This window comes from Pseudochrobactrum kiredjianiae (assembly GCF_030362795.1).
Taxonomy (GTDB): domain Bacteria; phylum Pseudomonadota; class Alphaproteobacteria; order Rhizobiales; family Rhizobiaceae; genus Pseudochrobactrum; species Pseudochrobactrum kiredjianiae.
Map to the genome: position 1 here is coordinate 247,593 of NZ_JAUCBM010000002.1, position 23,491 is coordinate 271,083.

The 23,491-nt window shown below is 51.2% G+C and carries 19 protein-coding genes; 14 read left to right on the forward strand and 5 right to left on the reverse strand.

The features are described 5' to 3' along the window. Positions 1-11: 11 nt before the first annotated feature. The 4 genes from ugpB to QUF18_RS07195 form a co-directional block, all read right to left on the reverse strand. Positions 12-1,322 (reverse strand): sn-glycerol-3-phosphate ABC transporter substrate-binding protein UgpB, encoded by a 1,311-nt coding sequence (ugpB, locus tag QUF18_RS07180; RefSeq protein ID WP_374806977.1) that lies wholly within the window; start codon positions 1,320-1,322, stop codon positions 12-14. 522 nt (positions 1,323-1,844) lie between these two features. After that, positions 1,845-2,771 (reverse strand): DMT family transporter, encoded by a 927-nt coding sequence (locus QUF18_RS07185; RefSeq protein ID WP_353074496.1) that lies wholly within the window; start codon positions 2,769-2,771, stop codon positions 1,845-1,847. A gap of 238 nt (positions 2,772-3,009) precedes the next feature. Continuing rightward, on the reverse strand, positions 3,010-4,440 hold the full coding sequence (locus QUF18_RS07190; RefSeq protein WP_289386411.1) for an aldehyde dehydrogenase family protein: 1,431 nt from the start codon (positions 4,438-4,440) through the stop codon (positions 3,010-3,012). A gap of 216 nt (positions 4,441-4,656) precedes the next feature. Then, the gene (locus QUF18_RS07195; RefSeq protein WP_289386412.1) at positions 4,657-5,706 is read right to left on the reverse strand and encodes a dipeptidase; all 1,050 of its coding nucleotides are present in this window, start codon (positions 5,704-5,706) and stop codon (positions 4,657-4,659) included. A 549-nt stretch (positions 5,707-6,255) separates the two neighbouring features. Between QUF18_RS07195 and QUF18_RS07200 the strand changes: the two genes are divergently transcribed. The 7 genes from QUF18_RS07200 (at position 6,256) to QUF18_RS07230 (ending at position 14,132) form a co-directional block, all read left to right on the forward strand. Beyond that, the gene (locus QUF18_RS07200; protein ID WP_289386413.1) at positions 6,256-7,857 is read left to right on the forward strand and encodes an ABC transporter substrate-binding protein; all 1,602 of its coding nucleotides are present in this window, start codon (positions 6,256-6,258) and stop codon (positions 7,855-7,857) included. Then, positions 7,854-8,867 (forward strand): ABC transporter permease, encoded by a 1,014-nt coding sequence (locus QUF18_RS07205; protein ID WP_289386414.1) that lies wholly within the window; start codon positions 7,854-7,856, stop codon positions 8,865-8,867. Before QUF18_RS07200 ends, QUF18_RS07205 begins: the two co-directional genes overlap by 4 nt. Further along, positions 8,864-9,766 carry a nickel transporter permease gene (nikC, locus tag QUF18_RS07210; RefSeq protein WP_289386415.1) on the forward strand — a complete coding sequence of 301 codons (903 nt, stop codon included), beginning with the start codon at positions 8,864-8,866 and terminating at the stop codon, positions 9,764-9,766. Before QUF18_RS07205 ends, nikC begins: the two co-directional genes overlap by 4 nt. A gap of 8 nt (positions 9,767-9,774) precedes the next feature. Further along, entirely contained in the window at positions 9,775-10,602 is an 828-nt protein-coding gene (locus tag QUF18_RS07215) for an ABC transporter ATP-binding protein (RefSeq protein ID WP_289386416.1), read from the forward strand. Next, positions 10,602-11,342, forward strand: a complete 741-nt coding sequence (locus QUF18_RS07220; protein WP_289386417.1) for an ABC transporter ATP-binding protein — start codon at positions 10,602-10,604, stop codon at positions 11,340-11,342. Before QUF18_RS07215 ends, QUF18_RS07220 begins: the two co-directional genes overlap by 1 nt. 91 nt (positions 11,343-11,433) lie before the next feature. Beyond that, complete coding sequence (locus QUF18_RS07225) at positions 11,434-12,933, forward strand: serine hydrolase domain-containing protein (protein ID WP_289386418.1); 1,500 nt, start codon at positions 11,434-11,436, stop codon at positions 12,931-12,933. A 281-nt stretch (positions 12,934-13,214) separates the two neighbouring features. Next, positions 13,215-14,132, forward strand: coding sequence for a LysR family transcriptional regulator (locus QUF18_RS07230; RefSeq protein ID WP_289386419.1), 918 nt, complete (start codon positions 13,215-13,217; stop codon positions 14,130-14,132). A gap of 43 nt (positions 14,133-14,175) precedes the next feature. Here the strand turns inward: QUF18_RS07230 and QUF18_RS07235 are convergent, their stop codons facing one another. Then, positions 14,176-15,597, reverse strand: a complete 1,422-nt coding sequence (locus QUF18_RS07235) for a short-chain fatty acyl-CoA regulator family protein (RefSeq protein ID WP_289386420.1) — start codon at positions 15,595-15,597, stop codon at positions 14,176-14,178. Between the two features lie 311 nt (positions 15,598-15,908). Here QUF18_RS07235 and QUF18_RS07240 point away from each other — a divergent pair, with 311 nt between their 5' ends. The 7 genes from QUF18_RS07240 (at position 15,909) to efeO (ending at position 23,488) form a co-directional block, all read left to right on the forward strand. Then, a complete protein-coding gene (locus tag QUF18_RS07240; RefSeq protein WP_289386421.1) occupies positions 15,909-17,423 on the forward strand; it encodes an MmgE/PrpD family protein in 1,515 nt (504 codons plus the stop codon). Between the two features lie 218 nt (positions 17,424-17,641). Then, entirely contained in the window at positions 17,642-18,829 is a 1,188-nt protein-coding gene (prpC, locus tag QUF18_RS07245; protein ID WP_289386422.1) for a bifunctional 2-methylcitrate synthase/citrate synthase, read from the forward strand. 23 nt (positions 18,830-18,852) lie between these two features. Then, the gene (gene prpB, locus QUF18_RS07250; protein WP_289386423.1) at positions 18,853-19,764 is read left to right on the forward strand and encodes a methylisocitrate lyase; all 912 of its coding nucleotides are present in this window, start codon (positions 18,853-18,855) and stop codon (positions 19,762-19,764) included. A 173-nt stretch (positions 19,765-19,937) separates the two neighbouring features. Beyond that, positions 19,938-20,606, forward strand: a complete 669-nt coding sequence (locus tag QUF18_RS07255) for an epoxyqueuosine reductase QueH (RefSeq protein ID WP_289386424.1) — start codon at positions 19,938-19,940, stop codon at positions 20,604-20,606. A 227-nt stretch (positions 20,607-20,833) separates the two neighbouring features. Continuing rightward, positions 20,834-21,121 carry a TFIIB-type zinc ribbon-containing protein gene (locus QUF18_RS07260; protein WP_289386425.1) on the forward strand — a complete coding sequence of 96 codons (288 nt, stop codon included), beginning with the start codon at positions 20,834-20,836 and terminating at the stop codon, positions 21,119-21,121. Positions 21,122-21,478: 357 nt separating this feature from the next. Beyond that, on the forward strand, positions 21,479-22,300 hold the full coding sequence (efeU, locus tag QUF18_RS07265) for an iron uptake transporter permease EfeU (RefSeq protein ID WP_289386426.1): 822 nt from the start codon (positions 21,479-21,481) through the stop codon (positions 22,298-22,300). 9 nt (positions 22,301-22,309) lie between these two features. Then, positions 22,310-23,488, forward strand: a complete 1,179-nt coding sequence (gene efeO, locus QUF18_RS07270) for an iron uptake system protein EfeO (protein ID WP_289386427.1) — start codon at positions 22,310-22,312, stop codon at positions 23,486-23,488. Positions 23,489-23,491: the final 3 nt, after the last annotated feature.

Below are 23,491 nucleotides of genomic sequence, written 5' to 3' on the forward strand. Positions count from 1 at the left end.
GGCCTGTATCATTAGCGGTTTGCTGCTTCAGCAATCGCTGCATTGCCACGCTCTACAGCGTTTTTCAGTGCAGTTTTCGCATCTTGTTTACCAGCCAGCATTGCTTCATATTCTTCGTTAAGAATATCACGAACCTGCGGCAGGTTTACCAGACGAACGCCTTTGGAATTGGCGGTTGGTTCTTTGCCCATCATCTGCAGGATCGGTGTTTCGCGGCCCGGGTTTTTGTCGTAGAAGCCGGATTTTTTGGTTTCTTCATAAGCTTCCAGTGTTACTGGCAGATAGCCGGAAACCTGATGCAGACGTGCCTGAATGTCTGTCTGGGACAGGAAGTTGAAGAACTGGGCAATTCCCTTATATTCTTCATCGCTTTTGCCTGCGAAGACCCAAAGGCTGGCACCGCCGGGAATAGTATTCTGCGGACGACCTTCACCTTCATAATAAGGCAGCTGGCCGATACCGTAGTTCATGCCGGATTTAACCACATCGCCAAGACCGCCGGACGATTCAGTCAGCATCGCGCATTCACCGGACGTGAAGAGCTGTTTGGCTTCGGAAGTGCGGCCGCCGTAACGGAATGCACCGTCTTTAGCGAGATCTGCGAGACCCTGAAAATGCTGCTCAAACAGAGGTGCATTGATTTCCAGTTTCACATCAAGACCGCCAAGGCCGTTTTCATTGGTGCCGTATGGTACGTTGTTCCATGCAGCGAAGTTTTCTGTCTGAATCCATGTCAGCCATGTGGACGTGAAGCCACAATTGGCAGCGCCACTGGTTTTAATTTTACGGGCGGCTTCAAAAACGTCTGGCCATGTTTTCGGTGCAACTTCTGGATCAAGACCGGCTTTTTTGAAAGCATCCTTGTTGTAGTAAAGGATCGGTGATGAAGAATTATACGGGAAGGATAGCATGGTGCCGTCCGGCTTCGAATAATAAGCAGTGATACCGGAAAGGTATTTCGCCTTATCGAATTTGAAGCCGCCTTTTTCCAGCACTTCAGCGACCGGCAGAACGGCGCCTTCAGCACCCATCATCACACCGCTGCCTGCATCAAAAACCTGCAAAATGGCAGGTGACTGCTTGGCGCGGAATGCTGCAATGCCCGCATTCAGAGTTTCAGGATAGGTGCCTTTATAGACCGGAACGATTTTGAACTCGCTCTGGCTTTCATTGAATTCCTTGGAGAGCTGCTCAACAACTTCGTTGTTGGAACCGGCCATACCGTGCCACCATTGCAGCTCTGTTACTGCAAATGCGTTGGATGCAAACGCAACGGACATTGTTAATGCCGCTACTGAAACAGTCATCAGACGTTTGGACATGACTTCTCCCTGAAGTTCAATGAAACGAAACACCGGAAAAAACAGCTGCATTGTAACGTCTGTTCAGTACGGCGGTTCTGTGGTTGTCAAAGGCTCTTTCGTTTTAGCGCATATATCATTTAATACGAAAGAGAAAAGCACAATTGCGAAAGCTATTCACGCATAATTCTATGCACAGACACATTTTGGCGAAGAGTCTGTCACAAAACAAGCGATAATAAAATTACGTGCCGCAAAACTTCGATTTCAGAAAAACACAGCGGGCAGAGTGATTCTTTGCCATTTCCCGCCCTAAAACTCATAATTCAGGCAGAAAAAAAGCCGGACTATAAAGCCCGGCTGAATTTAAGAAGGCATTAATATGCCTTCGAGGGGAACACTTGCAGCGCGAAATGGGAGGAAGCGCGCCAGCAAGTGAGCTTCATATGGAGCAAGGTTCAAAGAAGTTCAAGATGCCAAGCGTGTTTTTTTGACCAAAGCGTAAAATAATTTAGGATAAACCTTGCTGATAACCGCAAATGTTTAGCCGCGCCTTGCCTGCATAATACCTGCAATAACCACGAGACCACCGCAAATCTGCCAGATGCTGAGTGGTTCGGACAGCAAAATCCATGCCAATATGGCTGCGACAACCGGCTGGATCAGTAAGGTGAGTGAAGAGAACGCAACAGGCAGCCATGCGATCGCGAATGTAATCAGGCTTTGTCCCGCAGCCTGTGTCATCCATGCCAGCGCACAGACAATGAACCAGCCAAACAGTGTGAGCGGGAAATATTGCGTTTCAAAAACCAGCGCCAGCGGCAAGATCGTCAGGGTCGCGCTGATTGTTGTGTAGAGCATAATTGTGGATGTGGAAAAACGGCGGCGTGTAAAGCCGAGCATCAGAATATAGGCGGCATAGAGAACCGCCGCGCCAAGCGCGACAGCATCACCTTTGAGGCTGCTATGGCCGGAAAGATCAGGGCCGCCTTTCAGGATCAGCACGCCGACAATCGCCAGCGCCAAGCCGCTGACGAAAATTTTGCTGATCTTTTGTTTGAGAAACAGCCACCCACCCAAGGCGACAAAAATCGGTGACAGGTTCACAATCAGGGTAGAATTGGCAACGGATGTCATGGTCAGGGAAATATGCCAGACAACCAGTTCCAGCCCGATCAATATGCCCGGCACAGCAAGAATAGCGACATCTGCAATGGAGGCCGGTTTCACCTGATCCGCACCGTGTTTCATACGGTTGTTCAGGATCAGCATCGGGATAATCGCTAATGCCAAACGCCAGAAGGCCGTTACAATCGGACCGGTTTCTGCAAAACGCACCAAAATAGGGGAGCAACTAATCAGCAAGCCGCCAAGTAAAAGCGCAATAATGGCTTTGCGCTGGGTTTCAGGCGTATTTTGCAGCAGGCCGGATGTATTGACGGAGGAGGTTTCTTGGATTGTTTTGTTCATTTTGTACCTGCCGCCTGCTAAAGCAGCCTTATATATGAGAAACGCAGTCATTTAGCTGCGGGTATTAGTAACAAGCAGTTTAGAAAAATTGATCTGCTGCCTGCGACGGGCGATGTTCTTCAGACGCGGATTTCGCCGGATGCAGATGTTTCTGATCTGTGATATATATCAAAACAGATGGATAAAAAAGCGCGTCTTTTGACAGGCGCGCTTTTCTTTGCTGTGAAGCTGTTCGGATTTATTCTTCGTAGCCGACGATCCCTTTGATCTCGACAAATTCACGAAGGCCGAAAACGCCATATTCGCGACCATTGCCGGATTGTTTGTAGCCGCCAAATGGTGCGGCACCATCCCATGGCGCGTCATTGATATAGACATTGCCTGTGCGTAGACGTTTCGACAGAGCCTGTGCTTCTTTCAGGTCGCCCTGAATATAAGAGGCGAGGCCGTAGACCGTATCATTGGCCATTTCAACGACTTCATCGAGCGTGTCATAGGTAAGAATCGACAGCACAGGGCCAAAAATTTCTTCACGGGAAATACGCATATCATGGCCAACACGGGCAAAGATGGTCGGGCGCACATAATAACCGGCATTGAGCTCTGCCGGGCGACCTGTACCGCCTGTGACCAATTCAGCACCCTCATCAATGCCAGCTTGAATTAGATCCTGAATCTTGTCGAATTGCAGCTGGCTGACAACGGGGCCGAGATCGGTGTCGGCAGAAGCCGGATCGCCGGTGCGGAATTTCTCAGCCGCATCGCGGGCAATGGTGATCGCATTATCCATTGCTTCCTGCGGCACGAACAGACGGGTCGGTGCATTGCAGGACTGGCCGCTATTGCCAAAGCAGCGGGCAACGCCAGTACGGACAGCCTTGTCGAGATCGGCGCTACGCAGAATGATGTTCGGGGATTTACCGCCAAGTTCCTGATGCACACGTTTCACAGTCGGTGCTGCGGTCTGTGCGACATTGACACCGGCACGGGTAGAGCCGGTAAAGGACACCATATCCACATCTTTATGGCCTGAAAGGGCGACACCAACGCTCGGGCCATCACCATGAACAAGGTTGAAGACGCCTTTCGGCACGCCAGCCTCATGCATAATTTCAGCGAACAGAATGGCGCTGACCGGTGCGATTTCAGATGGTTTCAATACCATTGTACAGCCGGTTGCGATGGCTGGTGCCACTTTGGCGGCGATCTGGTTGATCGGCCAGTTCCAAGGCGTAATCATGGCAACAACGCCGATCGGCTCGTGTTCGACACGGGTTGTGCCCTGCATGGTGGCATATTCAAAAATTTCAGCGGCTTTGATCGCTTCCATCAGATGCGCAGTGCCGGAGCCTGCCTGTGCTGCCTTGGCCATAGCCAGTGGCGCACCCATTTCCAGAGAAATTGCGGCGCCCATTTCATCTGAACGGCGAATGAAAATTTCGAGAATGCGCTTGAGCAGTTCTAAGCGCTCTTCTTTGCTGGTTTCTGAAAAGCTGGCAAAAGCTGCTTTAGCCGCAGCAACGGCCTTGTCTACATCGGCAGCCGTGCCCATCGCGATTTTAGTGAATGGCTGTTCTGTTGCAGGATTAATGACATCCAGTGTCGTTACAGGGCTTTGTACCGGATCAACCCATTCGCCGTTGATGTAAAATTTGAGTGCGTGATCCATAGTTCCCATCCTGTCATGCTATTTTAATGCGGGTTTTGCAGTGATTTTTGTGCGCAGTTTAGACCTAAACCTTGGTATTACAACCCGCAGAACAATGCGTGATGCGCAAAAAATCATATTAATTTCGGTGTGTCGTATTCAGGATATAAGTACAATTAAAAAAGCCTCCGGCAATGGACCGGAGGCTTTTCAACATTAAATTCAAGGGTGAGATAATCAGGCCCAGGTCTTCTCGAGAACGCGAATCCAGTTCTTATAGGCGATCTTGTCGATGGTTTCCTGATCGTAACCGGCTTTGCGCAATTCTGCGATCAGCAGCTGGAGATCAGCGGCGCTGCCCAGAGCATCCGGAATGGTGGTGCCGTCAAAGTCGGAACCGAGAGCGACATGATCAACGCCAATGCGGTTAATGATGTAATCAATATGGCGCACCATTTCGCTAAGCGGAGTGGCGGTGATTTTTTGACCGTCTTCACGCAGGAAGGAAACGCCGAAATTGATACCCATCAGGCCATCGGTTTCTTTGATGGCGTCCATCTGTTTTTCAGTCACATTACGGCTGTGTGTGCAAAGCGTATGCACATTGGAATGGCTGGCGACGAGCGGCGCATCGGAAATCGCTGCAATATCCCAGAAGCCTTTGTCGTTCATGTGCGACAGGTCAACCATGATCTTCAGCTCGTTACAGGCACGGATCAAAGCTTTGCCGGCATCGGTGAGACCCGGGCCGATATCCGGTGTGCTCGGGAAGCGGAACGGAACGCCGTAAGCAAAAATATTCGGGCGGCTCCAGACCGGACCCAAAGTGCGCAGACCTGCCTGATGCAGCACATAAAGCTCATCGAGATCAGCACTGATCGCTTCGGCACCTTCAATATGCAGCACTGACGCAAATGCGCCATTGGCCATTGCTGTGCGGATATCATCGGCGTCGCGGCAGATTTTCAGGCCGCCTGCAGATTTGGCTTCAATCTTCGCCAGAAGGGCTGCCATGCCGAGAGTGATTCTCAGCGCTTCACCATGTTCCGGGGTTGGATAATCGCCATTGGCATCTTTTTCCATCGAAGGTGACGGAACATAGATTGCGCAGAGACCACCGGCGAGACCGCCCTTTTTAGCGCGCGGCAGGTCGATGTGACCGACCTGTTCACCATCAATAAAGCGGTCAACCGGATTGGCTTCGGTTGATGCCCACAGACGCAGAAGCACGTCATTGTGGCCGTCAAAGACCGGAGTGAAATTATCTGCCGATGAGGAGCTGGACATAGCGGAGGAACCTTACTTTTTCTGAGTGCTGACATAAATTATGTCGCAAACAGAAAGATTTAGCGGAATAAATCCTGTTATATATCTGTGTCGTAACAGCGCTTTTCTGTCATTTCATGAGAATGGCAGCGATTCTCACGGCGCTGTGCCATTAAAATCCGAGCGATTACGTGATTTGCCAGACTGACTATTTTGCCGCAAAAATGCAAATGCCTTTTCGTACAGGCCATAGTCAGTATGCGCATGACGACTTTTTTATAAAATTATGAAGTTGTAAACAAAAATTTACATGCAAACCGTGCATAAGCACTGGCAAAATCTGCATTGGCCGCGTTATTGGGCTTCATGATAATTGAACACGACATTAGTCGGTTTTCTTATACACTTTGTTTTGATGCAGTTTAGGGTGGATCGGAGCGGGATAAAACCAGTCCGGTGGACCATCTCCCGCGAAGATAACTCATTTGCAAAACTGTTAGAAAACTTAACCACTGGCAGGGGCGACCCGGCCGGTTTCTTGCGTTTACGGATAGGGAAGAGGAAATCACCGTGATTTCAAGACGTAATTTTTTGGCGGGCGCAGCAGCTGTTCCGTTCCTGTCATATGCCGGTCTTCTGCCTGCGATCGCTGCCGGTCGTCAGGATATTCTGGTTGTGGCAATGCAGCTGGACAACATGACTTCGCTCGACCCGCATGAGAGCTTTGAAGCGGTTGGCAGCGAAATCTGCAACAACATGTATCAGCGTCTTGTGCATCCGAGCTATGAAAACCCTGAAAAAATTGAAGGCGGCGTAGCCACTTCATGGGAAGCCGATGCTGAAGGTAAAGTCTATACTTTCAAAATCAACCCTGATGCAAAATTTGCGACTGGTAATCCGATCACCGCTGAAGATGCTGCGTTCTCGCTGCACCGCGCGATCAAGATGAACAAAGGTCCTGCTTTCATCATCGGTCAGTTCGGTCTGACACCTGAGAATGTTGAGCAGTCTGTTGTTGCTAATGTTGAAGCTGGCACACTGACGATTTCTCTCGAAACCCCGACTTCCCTGTCGTTCCTGCTCTATTGCCTGTCCTCCAGCGTTGGTAGCGTTGTTGAGAAGAAACTGGTTATGGAAAATGCTGCCGGCGACGATCTCGGCAACGAATGGCTGCGCAAAAACAGCGCCGGTTCCGCTGAGTGGACACTGGCTGCGTGGAAGCCAAGCGAAAGCGTTATGCTGAACCTCAACGCGCACGGCGCCTATAAAGGCAATGTAAAGCGTATCGTTCTGCGTCACGTTGCTGATCCTTCTTCTCAGCTGCTGATGCTCCAGAAAGGTGACGTGGATATTGCCCGTAACCTGACTTCCGAGCAGCTGCGCGTGATTGAAAAAGACGAAAACTTTACGCTGGTTCGTAAGGGTATCGCCGGTATCGGCCTGATGTCGCTCAACCAGAAGGTTGAAAAGCTGACCAATCCTAAGCTTTGGCAGGCTATCAAATGGGCGATCGACTATAAGGGGATTCAGGAAAACATCGTGCCGCTGACCCATCAGCAGCACCAGACTATTATTCCTGAAGGCTTCCCGGGCGCAGTAAACGATCTGCCGTTCCAGAAAGATACCGCTAAGGCGAAAGAGCTGATGGTTGAAGCAGGTCTGGCCGATGGTTTCTCCATCAGCATGGACCACTATTCTGCACAGCCTTGGCCGGATATTGCTCAGGCAATTCAGGCAAACCTTGCTGACATTGGTATTAAGGTGGAACTGCGTGCAGCTGAAAACCGTCAGGTTCTCACCAAAATGCGTGCCCGCGAGCATGAAATTGCACTGACTTCATGGGGTTCGGACTATTTTGATCCAAACACCAATGCGGATGTGTTCTGCAATGTAACCGACCTGTCGGATGATGCGAAGAGCAAGCCTTTTGCATGGCGTTCAAACTACCAGAATGCAGATTTCGCTAAGAAATCTCTGGCTGCACGCGATGAAAAAGATCCTGCAACACGTATTAAACTTTACGAAGACCTGCAGCGCGAATTCATGAACAACAGCCCGTTTGTTGTCATGCTGCAGACTGTCATGACTGCTGCCTGCCGCAAAGATGTGACTGGCATGCGTCTTGGCGTTCTGTCTGACACCCACTCTTACGCAGGGATTGCGAAAGCTTGAATAAGAGACTGAAAACTCTGACTGGTACTCTGGGCAGCGTGTTAATCACGCTGTTCGGACTTGCCATTGTCACTTTCATGATCGGCCGCGTTATGCCGGTTGATCCTGTGATTGCAGCCGTCGGCGATAATGCGCCGGAGGCTGTTATTCAGCGTGTGCGTGCGGAGATGGGGCTGGATCAGCCACTCGTCGTACAGTTCTTCCACTATATCGGTCAGGTTTTGCAGGGTGATCTCGGCAATTCCATTCTGACCCGTAATCCTGTTACCACGGATATTGCCCGCTATTTCCCGGCAACCCTAGAACTGGCAACAGCAGCGCTCCTCCTCGCTGCCTTGATCGGTATTCCTCTGGGTGTCTGGGCTGCGGTGCGTCAGGGCACACTGACGGATCAGACGATCCGCGTTATCTGTCTGGCCGGTCATTCCGTGCCGACATTTGTGCTGGCGCTGATTTCGCTACTGGTTTTCTATGCCGCGCTCGGTATTGCACCGGGACCTGGCCGTCAGGATATTATTTTTCAGGACATGATCCCACATGTGACTGGTATTCTGACGATTGATACATTGCTCGACGGCGATCTGGATGCTTTCTGGGATGCGCTCGCGCATATGGCCCAGCCTGTTATCATTCTTGCTTATTTCAGCATGGCCTATATCACCCGTATGACCCGTGCATTCATGCTGGATGCGCTTAAAGGTGAGTTTGTCATTACAGCCCGTGCTAAAGGCCTGTCCGCCACTTCCGTTATCTGGAAACATGCTTTCCCGACTGTGGCCGTGCAGCTGGTGACCGTTCTTGCTCTGACCTATGCAGGTCTGCTTGAAGGTGCTGTCGTGACCGAAACCGTGTTCTCATGGCCTGGTCTTGGTCAGTATCTGACTGTTTCGCTGATGAATGCAGACATGAACCCTGTCGTCGGCGCCACTCTTCTGATTGGTGTCATCTATGTCGGGCTTAACCTGCTCGCTGACATTCTCTACAAGGTACTGGATCCACGCGTCAGATGATTTTTTCAAACTTTCATAACTGGGCGCTGGACGAAACTCCGTCCTCGCCGTCGCAGGCTCTCTGGGGCCGGCGCTACCGTATCTGGCTTAACCTGAAGTCAAATCCGCTGGCGATGATCGGCTTGTTCATCATTGCGGTCTTTGTTTTCATTGCCATTTTTGCACCGTGGCTGGCACCGCAAGATCCGAGCATTCAAAATCTCGCTAATCGTCTTGCGGCACCTTCTGCCGAGCATTGGTTTGGTACGGACGAGCTGGGTCGCGATATTTTCTCGCGTATCCTTTATGGTGGCCGCGTAACACTCGGCATGGTTATTGCCGTTGTTATTCTGGTGGCACCGCTTGGTCTGATCATCGGTTGTGTGGCAGGTTATTTCGGCGGTGTCGTCGATACAGTCCTGATGCGCGTAACCGACGTGTTCCTCGCTTTCCCGCGTCTTATTTTGGCTCTGGCTTTCGTGGCCGCGCTGAAACCGGGCGTTGAAAGCGCGATTCTGGCGATTGCACTCACAGCCTGGCCGCCTTATGCGCGTCTGGCCCGTGCGGAAACCATGACCATCCGTAACACAGACTATATTGCAGCTTACCGTCTGACCGGTGCCAGCGCTGCCCGTATTATCACGCGTCATATTGCACCTCTGTGCGTACCGAGCCTGATTGTGCGTATTACGCTGGATATGAGCTCGATCATCCTGACCGCCGCAAGCCTTGGCTTCCTCGGTATGGGTGCGCAGCCGCCGTCACCGGAATGGGGTGCGATGATTGCAACAGCCAAACGCTTCATCTTTGAACAGTGGTGGGTTGCTACAATTCCGGGTATTGCGATTTTCCTCGTTTCACTCGCGTTCAACTTCCTCGGCGACGGTCTGCGTGACGTCCTCGATCCGAAGCAGAATTGAGGGTAAAAATGCTGGTAGATATTCAAAACTTACGGATCGCATTTGAAACCCGCACCACACGCTTTGAAGCGGTACGGGGGCTCTCTCTGCAACTCGGTCGTGAAAAGCTGGGTATTGTGGGTGAAAGCGGCTCGGGCAAGTCTCTGACTGCCCGCGCCCTGATGAAACTCCTGCCGAATATTGCGGAAGTCAAAGCTGACAAGCTCAGCTTTGACGGACAGGATCTGCTCACAGCTTCTGAAAAGCAGATGCGCCAGATCCGCGGTAAACGCGTTGGTTTCATTCTGCAGGATCCGAAATACTCGCTGAATCCGGTAAAAACCATTGGTGTGCAGGTGGCGGAAGCCTGGCGCACACACAAAGGCGGCAGCAAAAAACAAGCTATGGAAGCGGCAATTGACCTGCTCGATCAGGTGAAAATCCGCAATCCGCGTGAAGTGGCCTATTCCTATCCGCACGAAGTATCGGGCGGTATGGGACAGCGCGTCATGATTGCTATGATGCTGGCACCGGATCCGGAACTGCTGATTGCTGACGAGCCGACCTCGGCGCTTGATGCGACTGTGCAGGCAGAAATTCTGCGTCTGATCGATGATCTCGTCGACAGCCGCGGCATGGGTCTGATCCTCATCAGCCATGATCTTCCGCTTGTTTCCCATTTCTGTGACCGCGTTATGGTTATGTATATGGGACAGGTGATGGAAGAGCTGAAAGCATCAGAACTCAATAATGCTCAGCATCCTTATACCAAGGGTCTCCTGAACTGTATTCCGTCGTTGACGCATCCGCGTGATCGTCTGCCGGTAATGACTCGTGATCCGGAGTGGCTGAAATAATGATTGAAGTTGATAATCTGAAAATTCAGTTCGGTGACAAGCAGGTCGTTAAGGGCGTTTCTTTTAACGTCGAAAAAGGCGGCAGCTTTGGTATCGTGGGTGAGAGCGGCTCGGGTAAGTCGACAATCCTGCGTGCGATGGCCGGTCTGAATGAAAGCTGGAGCGGACGTATTGCCTTTGACGGCAAAGACGCTCCGCTGAAGCGGACACCGGAATTTTTCCGTTCGGTTCAGATGGTGTTTCAGGATCCGTTCGGCTCGCTGCATCCGCGCCAGACCATTGACCGTATTCTGAGCGAGCTGTTGCTGGTTCATAAGATCGACAATGTTGAAGGGCGTATCAAGCAGGCTCTTTCCGATGTGGCTCTGCCGCAGACGGCACGTTTCCGCTATCCGCACCAGTTGTCCGGTGGTCAGCGTCAGCGCGTGGCAATTGCCCGTGCTCTGATTGCAGAGCCACAGGTTCTGCTGCTCGATGAGCCGACCTCGGCACTTGACGTTTCCGTTCAGGCGGAAATTCTCAATCTGCTGTCGGATTTGCGTGATGAACGCAACCTGACCTATGTGCTGGTAAGCCATAACCTCGCGGTTATTGCCCATCTTTGCCCTGAAGTGGGTGTGATGCAGAATGGTATTATGGTTGAGCAGCTGAGTGCAGAAGATTTGCGCGCAGGCCGCACCACCCATCCGCATACCACTGAATTGCGCGAATTGAGCGTGACGGTTGAAGAACCGAAGTAATGAGAGTGCAACAGGCCGGATTTTCCGGCCTGTTCTTTATGCAGAATTGAATTAAAAAACCTGTACGAACAGGGCATGGGAAGAAGCGATCATGGCTATGAACTGGGACGCCGCCTTATCAACCGCACAAAAACTGACTGCACAATGGCCTGCGAATGAGCCGGGCGGTGTGATTATCGGTTTTGATGCGGATGGTATCCGTTTGCAAACTGCAAGCGGTGTGGAAAGTCTGGCAACCCATAAGCCGTTTTCCGCTGACAGCGTTGTGCGTTATGCTTCTGTGACCAAGCATGTTTTCGTTTCCATGGTTTTGAAACATGCAGATAAAATCAGCCTTGATGACCCGTTGGGCAAACATCTGCCGGAATTGAAAAAGCCTTTGAGCGAAGTGACCGTTGGTCGGGCGCTGGATATGAGCGGCGGCCTGCCGGATACCCGCGAATGTCTGACTTTGCTCGGACTGTCGATCTATACGGAAACGCATAATGACCGGCTGATGGATTTCCATGCAACGATGGAACGTCTTAATTTTGATGCCGGTACGCAGGTCTCTTATTCCAATACCGGCTATCGTCTGGTGGAAGTTGCGCTGGAACGTCTTGGCCTGCGCTTTGATGACTACCTGCAAAGTGAAATCGTATCAATGCTCGATGTACAGCTGAAAGCACCGGATGTCTGGAATGATCCGGTGGATGGTCTGGTGCCGGGTTATTGGCATGATGGTAAAAAATGGCAGCTCAGTTCAGCCGGTCTTTATATTTCTGCGGCCGGTAGCCTGACCGGTAGCGGTACGGCGCTGGCAACATGGGCACATGCATTGATGTGCGGCAAAGGCCAGCTTTCCGGTGTGATTGAAAAGATCAGCGAACCACGCAAAATGGCTGATGGTCGTCTGTCTGCCTATGGTCTCGGTTTTGTCGCTTCTGAGCTTGATGGTCTGAAACTGGTTGGCCATGGCGGCTCGCATCCGGGCTATAAGAGCACTGTGCTGATCTGCCCTGAACATCAGTGTGGTTTTGTTGTTGTCGCCAACCGTGATGATGCCAACGGAGCCAAAATGGCTCAGGCTGCAATGGCAGCTCTTACAGGCCGTAATTTGCCGCAGGCTGGCAGCACGATCCCTGATGGTTTCTACCTGACAGAAGCCGGCCATCACTGGGTTGAGATGAAGGGCGGCAACGTCACTTATATCGACAATGAAGATGCCCTTTATGATGAAGGCGATGGCTGGTTCTCATCGCGTTCTGCTACCTCGCCAATTCTGCTGCGCTGGACAGGTGAAGTGCTGGAAGGTGAATTGGGACATGCGCCACGTGTTCTTTATCCGGTGGCACCAAAGCCTGCCGGTAATGAACTCGACGGTAGTTGGAAATCGGTTTACGGCGCTGCTTTTGAAATCGTCAATGGCACTGTAATTATGGGTGTAGGTCCTGTTCAGCAGACAATGGCGATTACCGATCTGGGCAATGGCCGCTATTTGTTCACACTGCATGACGGCCCGTGGGTTAAACGTGTTTGCATCAATCGCCTGAGCGATAACCGCGTGGAACTGGTGCTGAACCGTAGCCGTATGCTGGAATATACCCGCTAAATCGCGCCTATTCATACCTGCCCGCTTTGTAGAAGTATCAGCACTTTAACAAAGCGGGCATTCTCACATCTGGAGCATTTCACAGTCAAGTTGGATGAACTTGGCGTCGGGATAATGCGACAAACTAAGGAATCTAGAGCGAGCACTGCGGTCCAACATGAACGTAAACCGCTCTAGTATATGTAAGCCCTTGTTCAAATATGCCTGCATATCGTATAAGGCCTATTCTGAATTTGCATAACTGTATGTAAAGCAGGCAATCGTGACGAAGGATCAGTATTGTGGAAATTAAGTGGGTTGAAGACTTTCTGGCGCTTGCTCATACTTTGAATTTCTCCAAAGCGGCAGATGAGCGGCACGTAACTCAATCTGCCTTCAGCCGCCGTATCAAACAGCTTGAAACATGGCTTGGTACGACACTGATTGATCGTGCAACTTATCCGTCACGTCTGACCGAGGCCGGAGAGAAATTTATTCCGGTTGCGCAGGAAACGCTGAAGTCACTCTATCAGGTGCGCCATGGTTTCCAAGCTAATCAGACGCTTGAAGCGCAGACAATTTCCTTTATTGCGCTGCACACGCTCTCTTTCACCTTCTTCCCACCTTGGCTGAAAGAAATCAGCGATGTTTCTACGCCGCTATTCACCCGCCTGCGCCCAGATAGCGGTAGTGTTGAAGGCAATGTGAACGCCCTTGTTGACGGCGACTGTGATTTTCTTTTGACCTATGTGCATCCATCCGTGCCTTTGCTTCTGGATGCTGCTGAGTTCGATTACAAAGTTGTCGGCTATGAGCAAATTATTCCGATCAGCGTGCCGGATACTGAAGGTCATCCGCTGCATATGGTTGGCCGTGATGAGCAGCCATTCGATTATATCGGCTATGAAAAATCATCATTCTTCGGGCATTTGCTGAGTGAATTATTTGTATTGAAAATGCCGGAGCACCGGCTGGTGCATGAGGGCAGCATGTCGATTGGTCTCAAAGGCATGGCAATGGCCGGTTGGGGCGTGGCATGGGTACCGCGCAGTCTGATTGCAGAAGAACTGGCGAGCGGACAACTGGTGCAAGGTGCTGATCTGTCGTGGAATATTCCGCTGGAAATCCGTTTGTACCGATCCAGAAATAATCAGCGTGGCGTCATTGAAAAATTCTGGAACCGGTTGACCGATTTGCGCGATAATGCAGATAAGCTATAAATAAAGGGCGCTTTGAGCGCCCTTTATGCATGGTGCGGGTGCCTTATGCAGTCATATAAGGGGCGAAATTAGTCTGTGCCTCATCGACCTGAATTGTTGAATAGAGGGCAGGAAAGGCGCGTTGCGGACATTTCTGTCTTTCGCAAATCTTGCAACCTGCCCCAATCGGTGTGCGGGCGGCAGGATCATCAAGGATCATGCCTTTGGAATAGACCAGCCGGTCGGCGTGGTGCAGGTCGCAGCCCAGCGCAATTGCAAAGTTTTTCGATGGTGCTTTATAGCCGCCCTGCCGATGGCGGATCATTTTGGCAATCCAGAAATACGTCCGTCCGTCCGGCATTTCGGCTTGTTGCGTTAGAATGCGATCCGGTGAGGAAAAGGCTGCATAAATATTCCATAGCGGGCAGGTGCCGCCAAAACGCGAAAAGTGAAAATCAGTGGCTGATTGGCGTTTGGAAATATTGCCGGCACGATCCACACGGATAAAGAAGAACGGCACGCCACGTGCTTCAGGCCGTTGCAGTGTGCTGAGGCGATGGCAGATGGTCTCGAAGCTCACCGCATAGCGTTGTTCAAGCAATTCAATATCATAGCGCAATTGCTCTGCGCTTTGCAGAAAATGCATATAGGGCATTAGCACGGCACCGGCAAAATAATTGGCAAGGCCGATACGTGCCAAAACCAATGCTTCGGGGCTGGTGAAAGTCGTCTTTTCCAGTAGCTGATCGAGTAATTGCTTTTGTTCAAGAAAAGCGATTTGTGTGGCGAGCTGAAAGGCCTGCTGACCTTCATCCAGACGCGGAGACAGGGCGAGAAGGCGGGTGCTTTTGTCAAAATGACGAACAGTATCGGTATTGTCGGAGCCTGCTTGCTCAACCAGCCGCACACCGTGCATTTGCAGCAGGCGCTCTGCCAAAGCATGCTTCATTTTGCCGACGGGCAGGCCGAGCTTGCGGCTTAGTGCTTCGCCCTCATGGTCGAGTTCCGGTATATAATTGCGGTGTGCGTAGAAATATTCCCGCACTTCTTCATAGGGCGTGGAGAGCATCACCGGTAAATCGGCAGAGCGGTCATTGCCGAGCTGGTTCGCAAGATATGCAGATTGCTCCTGCGCTTCGCCCAGTTGTTTATGCATTTCCACAAGCAGCCGCCCGACAGCGGGCATATTGGCGGCGAGTTCGCGAATTTCTGTTTTGCCAAGCTGCTCAGTGAGGCGCGGATCGGCAAAGACTTCACGCAGATCACCGAACAGTCGTGCCTCCTCGGCCTCAGAGAAAAGCTGGACATCAATGCCGAAAGCCTCATTGAGGCGCAGCAGAACCTGCACTGTCAGCGGCCGCTGATTATTCTCAATCTGATTGAGGTAACTCAAAGAAATGCCAAGGCTTTTGGCCAGTGACATCTGAGTAAGCTGACGCTCTTCCCGCAGTTTTTTAAGCTTAATACCGACAAAAGTTTTACGCATTCTTCAGGCCCTCCCGACCTTTCAGATTAACGCTGAGATATGTTGTTCCTTATGCATGCCTGTTGTTCATCAGGCGGTATCGACTTCGCAAACTTCACAATTTCACAAAAAATCACCGCCGTCACTTCGCTTTTTCAGCCATAGGCGCAAAATTTTGTCGCGGTATAGTTGGTTTCAGAGGGCATTTGGCTTCGCAAATTACACAATGGGTCGTCATGGCGCTTTGCTGTGACAGAAGTGGGCCGTCATAGTCTTGGCTATGACAGAAATGGACCGTCATAGTTTTTGCTATGATAGAAAAGGAAATCTCTGTGAAACTCCATAAAGTGCGTACCTATAAATCGGCTGAACATCTGGCACGTGAGGATCAGCTGGCATGGAAGTTTGCCGCCATGGCCGCCGATGATGTGCCGCTGGATGATGATGTGGTTGAGATGATCGGCAACCGCATTATTGACAACGCATCCGTTGCTGCTGCTTCACTAATGCGCCGTCCGGTTGTCAGTGCCCGTATGCAGGCGCTTGCCCATCCTTATAAGCGCGGTGCCACTGTTTTTGGTTTGCCTGCGGATCAGCGTGTGTCACCGGAATGGGCGGCATGGGCGAATGGTGTTGCAGTACGCGAACTGGATTTTCACGATACATTCCTCGCCGCCGATTACTCCCATCCGGCAGATAATATTCCATCAATGCTGGCCGTGGCGCAGCATTGTGGTCTCAATGGTTCCGCGCTGGCACGTGGTATTGCCACCGGCTATGAAATTCAGGTCAATCTTGTGAAAGGCATTTGTTTGCATGAGTTTAAAATTGACCACATTGCGCATCTCGGGCCTTCGGCTGCAGCCGGTATCGGCACCATGCTGGGTTTAAGCACCGAGCAAATTTATCAGGCTATTCAGCAGGGTCTGCATACCACTACCACCACGCGTCAGTCCCGTAAGGGCGAGATTTCCAGCTGGAAAGCCTATGCGCCAGCCTTTGCCGGTAAAATGGCAGTTGAAGCTCTTGACCGCATTATGCGCGGCGAGGGCGCACCCTCCCCTGCATGGGAAGGTGAAGACGGTTTCATCGCATGGTTGCTCGGTGGTCCGAAAGCTGAATATTTTGTGCCGGTGCCGGAAATCGGTGAGCGCAAACGCGCGATCATGGACACTTATACCAAAGAACATTCGGCTGAGTATCAGAGCCAAGCACTGATTGATCTGGCACGGCGTATGCGTTCAAGTGTCAAGGATTTCTCCAAGATTGCCAGCATTGTGCTGCATACCAGCCATCATACCCATTATGTGATTGGTACCGGTGCCAATGATCCGCAGAAAATGGATCCGAATGCCAGCCGTGAAACGCTTGACCATTCGATCATGTATATTTTCGCGGTCGCACTGGAAGACGGTACATGGCACCATGAGCATTCCTATGCACCGGAACGTGCCAAACGTCCGGAGACAATTGCGCTCTGGCACAAGGTCAGCACGGTGGAAGATCCGGCATGGACTAAGCGCTATCACAGCCATGATCCGAATGAAAAAGCCTTTGGCGCGCGTGTGGTTATTACCATGCAGGACGGCTCGGTGATCGAAGATGAATTGGCGCTGGCCGATGCACATCCGTTAGGTGCCCGCCCGTTCAAACGCGCAGATTATGTCCGTAAATTCCGCACTTTAGCTGAAGGCATTATCGGGCAGCAAGAACAGGATCGTTTCATCAAAACGGTAGAACGCCTGACTGAGCTGACTGCTGATGAATTGGCTGGCCTTAATATTACTGCGCTGCCAGGCAAATGCGAACCGGGCAAGGCGCACGGTATTTTCGACTGGCAGGGCTAGAGCATTTCACAGTCAAGTTGGATCAACTGGACGTCGGGATAATGCGACAAACTAAAGACTCTAGAGCGAGCACTGCGATCTAACATGAACGTAAACCGCTCTAGTGACATTGTGCAGGCGGGGTGAAATGATCCTGCCTGCATCTCGCAACGCACAATCTGTGCTGCAGAATTATCGGTGGAGGAACCGGATAACTCATAACGCGGCCAAGGGAGAGAATGATGAGCATTGCAGAAAGTGAAACAACGGTAACGCCGCCAAAAAAGAAATCCGTGGCACTGTCCGGCGTGGTTGCCGGTAATACTGCCCTTTGTACTGTCGGACGCAGTGGTAATGATTTGCATTATCGCGGTTTTGATATTCATGATCTCGCATTGCAATGCGATTTTGAAGAAGTCGCGCACTTGCTGGTGCATGGCACATTGCCGAACAAACGCGAATTGATTGCCTATCAGCAAAAGCTCAAGGCCATGCGCGGACTGCCGACCAATGTGAAGGCGGCGCTCGAATTACTGCCTGCGGCGAGCCATCCGATGGATGTGATGCGCACCGGCGTTTCCGTTCTTGGCTGTGTATTGCCCGAAGTCAGCGGTCATCCGCAGGCTGGTGCCAAGGATATTGCGGATCGGTTGATGGCTTCCCTCGGCTCCATGCTTCTCTATTGGTATCACTTCGCCCATCATGGCCGCAGGGTGGAGCTTGAAACCGATGATGATACAATTGGCGGCCACTTCCTGCGTGTTCTTCATGGCAAAGAACCGACACCGGCTGCGGTGCGGGCGATGAATATTTCGCTGATCCTCTATGCAGAACACGAGTTTAACGCGTCTACTTTTACAGCCCGTACGATCGCAGGCACAGGCTCAGACGTTTATTCCTGCATTGCCGGTGCCATTGGTGCGCTGCGTGGCCCGAAACACGGTGGTGCCAATGAAGTGGCGCTGGAAATTCAGCAGCGTTATGCCGACCCTGATGAAGCAGAGGCCGATATTCTGCGCCAGCTTGAGCAGAAACAGGTGGTGATCGGTTTCGGCCATCCGGTCTATACGATTGCTGATCCGCGTAATGAGATCATCAAAAAAGTCGCACTGGAACTGTCGGAAGAAGCCGGCACAACCAAGATGTTCGACATTGCCGAGCGTATTGAAATGGTGATGATGGATACTAAGAAAATGTTCGCGAACCTCGACTGGTTCAGCGCTGTTTCGTACCACATTCTCGGTGTGCCGACGGCGATGTTCACACCGCTGTTTGTGATTGCCCGCACTTCCGGCTGGGCAGCACATATCATCGAACAGCGTATCGATAACAAGATTATCCGTCCGTCCGCCAATTATATCGGCCCTGACAATCTGATCTTTGTCCCGATTTTTGAGCGATCCGCAGCAACTCCCAAGTCTATTTAACTGAGACAGTCTGAGTGAGTATCATGCCTTATTTATCTGCTTCCGATTTGCCAACCAAATCCGCTGGTGAGCGGTTCCGTGAATTGATGAACAAGCCCGGCATTGTGCAACTGCCGGGTGCGCATAATGGTATGGCGGCTATTCAGGCACGCAATGCCGGTTTTGAAGGGCTTTACCTGTCTGGTGCGGCGATGACAGCTTCGATGGGCTTGCCCGATCTCGGCATTATAACTGTCGATGAAGTGGCTTTTTTCATTCGCCAGATCGCCCGTTCCAGTGGTTTGCCGCTCGTTGTTGACGGTGATACCGGCTATGGCGAGGCACTCAACGTCATGCATATGGTGCGCACATTTGAAGATGCAGGCGCAGGTGCTGTGCATATTGAAGATCAGTTGCTACCGAAAAAATGCGGCCATCTGAATGATAAAAAGCTGGCAACCGCCGATGATATGGCCGCTAAAGTGGCAGCAGCTGCCAAAGCACGCCGTCATCTTTATCTGATTGCCCGTACCGATGCCGCTGCCAGCGAAGGCATGGATGGTGCGGTTGCACGCGCCAAGATGTATATGGATGCCGGTGCTGATGCGATTTTCCCTGAAGCATTGAACACGGCAGAAATGTTCCGTGAATTTGCCAAACATATGCCGGGTGTGCCGCTTTTGGCCAATATGACCGAGTTTGGCCGCACCCCTTTCTTCACTGCGCAGGAATTCGAAGAAATGGGCTATAAAATGGTGATCTGGCCGGTATCATCACTACGCGTTGCCAATAAAGCGCAGGAAAAGCTTTATGCTACGCTCAAGCGGGATGCCTCAACCAAGGCAATGGTCGATGAAATGCAAACCCGTGCCGAGCTTTATGATGCCATTGGCCTGCATCAATATGAGGAGCTAGACCGCTCGATCATTAAAACCATTGTGCCAACACTTGACTAGAGCGCCATGCCCCTTTTGGGCGCTACACAAGGTCGCTCTAACGTAAGCAAAAGAAGAAAAGACCCTCCAGTATGATTTTTAAGCCCGAAGCTGCAAGGCTTCGGGCTTATATTTATCCTGCAGCTGAATATTATCCGGTTGGAAGATGCCAACACTTTGGCTATAGCTTGCCAATGACTGATTATATTCGCCCAGAACTCACGCCGCCCGACGGTCACAAAAAAGTCCTGCTGCACTCCTGCTGTGCGCCTTGCTCCGGTGAAGTCATGGAAGCCATGACTGCTTCCGGTGTCGATTATACGATCTTCTTCTATAATCCGAACATTCATCCTGAGCGGGAATATCTGCTGCGCAAAGATGAAAATATCCGCTTTGCAGAAAAGCATAATGTGCCGTTTATCGACGTCGATTATGACAAGGAAAACTGGTACGCCCGTGCGCGCGGCATGGAGTGGGAACCGGAGCGTGGCATTCGTTGCACCATGTGTTTTGATATGCGTTTTGAGCGTACAGCGCTTTATGCCTATGAAAACGGTTTTCCGGTGATTACGTCATCCCTGAGCATTTCCCGCTGGAAAGATTTACAGCAGATCAACGGCTGTGGTGTGCGCGCTGCTAATCGTTATGAGGGCATCACGTTCTGGGAATATAACTGGCGCAAAGCCGGTGGCTCTGCCCGTATGATTGAAATCAGCAAACGGGAAGAGTTTTATCAGCAGGAATATTGCGGCTGCGTTTACTCCCTGCGTGATACCAATATGTCCCGTCGTGAGCGCGGCCGTGAGCCGATTGAACTGGGTAAAAATTATTACGGCACTCCGGAGAATGATGCGGACAATTAGAGCGCGTTTCGATCTGATTGGATCAGATCGCCGCTCTCATCATTTGTTTTAACGCGTATCTTTTCCGAAAACCGTTTCACACTTTTCGGGATGCGCTCTAATCCGCAACCGCACAGAATATCATGCGTTTTGTTGTTCTTTCTCTCATGAAATAATGATGACGCATCTTGAAAAGCCGCAATCTGCAACCCAAGTGCAAATCCTGATCAAACAGGAGGCCCTCAATAATGCTTTGCCCTATCGATAATACCGAGCTTGTCATGTCCGACCGGCAGGGAATTGAAATCGACTATTGCCCGAAATGCCGGGGTGTCTGGCTGGATCGTGGTGAACTGGACAAGATTATTGAGCGTTCCGTGCCTGCTGAGCCTGTGCGCACTGCCAGCAGGGATGAGCATCGCTCAGATGAACGCTCCCGCGATCATGATCGCGACCGTCGGGATCATGATGATTACGGACACGGTAAGCCATATCGTAAGAAGAAATCACTGCTGGGTGAATTGTTCGACTTCTGATCCTGCATAAAATAGTGTTTTAAAACCTGCGCCGGAACCTTCGGTGCAGGTTTTTTGTTATTAGGACTGCTCACAGGATTGCAAAAGTCGTTTCGTTGCGTTCAACCGGATGTTTTTTATAAAAAGACAAGAATTTTGTTCTGTTCTTTAAAAGCATAGAAAATGCAGTTGCGTACTTCGTTTTTGCATTGTCGGAAATACCTGTTTCGTGTAAAAGGTGACTGTAATTCACATATTTCCTATGCTTTGCTTAGACCTCTGCTTTTGCTGAATTGGTGATTGTTCCGGCCCAGGCATCTTTATTGTTGCACAGGCGCCCGCGTCTGGACGCGTTTACACGACACTGAGAGCAAGCCGATGTTGGCACCGTTTTTGATTATGTTGCGTGAGGGGCTGGAAGCTGCTCTTCTCACAAGTATTATTGCTTCTTATCTGAATAAGACCGGACGATCTTCCTATATGCCTGCCGTATGGGTCGGTATTTTTCTGGCAATCGCTTTGTCCTTTCTGGCCGGAGCGGCATTGCAGATTATCAGCGCTGAATTTCCGCAGAAGATGCAGGAATTATTTGAAGCCGTTGTCGGCTTTGTCGCGGTGATTGTGCTGATGTCCATGGTTTTATGGATGAAGAAAGCCGCCCGATCTCTCAAAGATGAATTGCAACATTCTGTTGAACATGCACTGGCTGCCAAATCGGCGACATGGGCGCTGATCGGCATGGTGTTCTTTGCCGTGGCACGTGAAGGGCTGGAATCTGTATTCTTCCTGCTGGCGATTTTCCAGCAGAGCGAAGGCTATGCAGCACCGCTGGGAGCCTTTTTAGGTGTTGCTGTGTCCGTTGTCCTTGGCTTCCTGATTTATCAGGGGGGCTTGAAGCTCAATCTGCGATTATTTTTCCGCTGCACAGGTATCTTGATTATTTTTGTCGCGGCAGGACTGCTGTCTGGCGCATTGCGTAGTTTGCATGAGGCAGGCATCTGGAATTATCTGCAGGCACCGGCATGGGATATGAGCCATGTACTGCCGCTGTCCTCGCCGCTTGGTACAGTGATGTCCGGTCTGCTGGGCTATCACGACACACCGGCAATCGGTGAAGTTGCGATCTATTTCATCTTCTTGTTTGCAGCTTTGGCGATCTATTTGCGGCCATTGCCCGCTCAAAAAACAGCACGTGCGTAAGAGGTTATTATGAGTAAAAATCAATCCTCACAGTCCTCTGGCCTGATGAAACTCGCCGTTGCCGGTTCTGCTGTTCTGGCTATTGCAGCCGGGGGGGTGTTTTATTATGCAACCATTACCAAGAAATCTGCCGGTGATGAAAAACTGATCCCGATTGAGGTTGGTGCCAAAGCTTGCGATCCGATGAATCTGACACTGCCTTCCGGCTTTCACAGTTTTGAAATTCATAACCGCTCTGACCGCCCTGTGGAGTGGGAAATTCTTGACGGCGTGATGGTCGTGGAAGAGCGGGAAAATATCATTCCGGGACTGAAATCCATTCTCCGTGCGCAATTGATGCCGGGTGAGTATGAGATTACTTGCGGCTTGCTCTCGAATCCGCGCGGTAAGCTGATTGTAACGCCATCTGAACATTCAGAAGCCTCTGCGGCAGCAAAGCCTGATACCCGCGCTTTCATCGGCATGTTGTCGGAATATAAAGTCTTTCTGGCCATGCAGAGCAATGCCATGCTGAAAGGGGCGGAAGCCCTGCAAGCCGCAATTGAGGCCGGTGATCTGGAAGCCGCGCGCGTAGCTTATTTGCAGGCACGTGCACCTTACAAGCGTATTGAAGTTACTGGCGGGCGCTTTGCGGATCTGTCGGCAAAGATTGATCCTGTTGCTACCTATCTTGAAAAACGCGAAGATGATCCGGCATTTACCGGTTTCCACCGTATTGAATCCGGCCTCTGGGGGGCTAACAGCACGGACGGGTTGGCGCTTTTTGCAAGCCAACTCACCGCTGATCTGAGCACGCTGAAAGACCGCCTGAAAGCTGCAAAACTGACGCCGGATATGCTGCTGCGCAACACCAGTTCTTTTGTTAATCAGCAGGCAGAGGGGCAGATTTTAAGCGGTGATAACGCCTATTCCCATCTCGATCTGACAGATATCAGCGCCAAGCTCGATGGCGTGGAAAAGACGCTGACCCTGCTGCAACCGCTGAGCGAAAAACCTGCCGCTAACGAGACAAAGACTGTTATGGCAGCTTTGCAAGACCTGCGCAGCACCCTCGCTGGCCTGTCAGCAGGTGAAGTCACACGTTCTTATACAGATATTGATGACGGTGCCCGTAAAGCGCTGGCAGAGAAGGCTAAAGCCTTGAGTGCTGCCATCAGCAAACTTGCCGCTGCCATCGGACTGGAGTGAATG

Coding starts and splice junctions, on each gene's coding strand:
- efeU (WP_289386426.1), top strand. CDS start 21,479: ATGTTGGCACCGTTTTTGATTATGTTGCGTGAGGGGCTGGAAGCTGCT.
- efeO (WP_289386427.1), top strand. CDS start 22,310: ATGAGTAAAAATCAATCCTCACAGTCCTCTGGCCTGATGAAACTCGCC.
- prpB (WP_289386423.1), top strand. CDS start 18,853: ATGCCTTATTTATCTGCTTCCGATTTGCCAACCAAATCCGCTGGTGAG.
- nikC (WP_289386415.1), top strand. CDS start 8,864: ATGATTTTTTCAAACTTTCATAACTGGGCGCTGGACGAAACTCCGTCC.
- prpC (WP_289386422.1), top strand. CDS start 17,642: ATGATGAGCATTGCAGAAAGTGAAACAACGGTAACGCCGCCAAAAAAG.
- QUF18_RS07235 (WP_289386420.1), bottom strand. CDS start 15,597: ATGCGTAAAACTTTTGTCGGTATTAAGCTTAAAAAACTGCGGGAAGAG.
- QUF18_RS07225 (WP_289386418.1), top strand. CDS start 11,434: ATGGCTATGAACTGGGACGCCGCCTTATCAACCGCACAAAAACTGACT.
- QUF18_RS07190 (WP_289386411.1), bottom strand. CDS start 4,440: ATGGATCACGCACTCAAATTTTACATCAACGGCGAATGGGTTGATCCG.
- QUF18_RS07220 (WP_289386417.1), top strand. CDS start 10,602: ATGATTGAAGTTGATAATCTGAAAATTCAGTTCGGTGACAAGCAGGTC.
- QUF18_RS07255 (WP_289386424.1), top strand. CDS start 19,938: ATGACTGATTATATTCGCCCAGAACTCACGCCGCCCGACGGTCACAAA.
- ugpB (WP_374806977.1), bottom strand. CDS start 1,322: ATGTCCAAACGTCTGATGACTGTTTCAGTAGCGGCATTAACAATGTCC.
- QUF18_RS07215 (WP_289386416.1), top strand. CDS start 9,775: ATGCTGGTAGATATTCAAAACTTACGGATCGCATTTGAAACCCGCACC.
- QUF18_RS07185 (WP_353074496.1), bottom strand. CDS start 2,771: ATGAACAAAACAATCCAAGAAACCTCCTCCGTCAATACATCCGGCCTG.
- QUF18_RS07195 (WP_289386412.1), bottom strand. CDS start 5,706: ATGTCCAGCTCCTCATCGGCAGATAATTTCACTCCGGTCTTTGACGGC.
- QUF18_RS07260 (WP_289386425.1), top strand. CDS start 20,834: ATGCTTTGCCCTATCGATAATACCGAGCTTGTCATGTCCGACCGGCAG.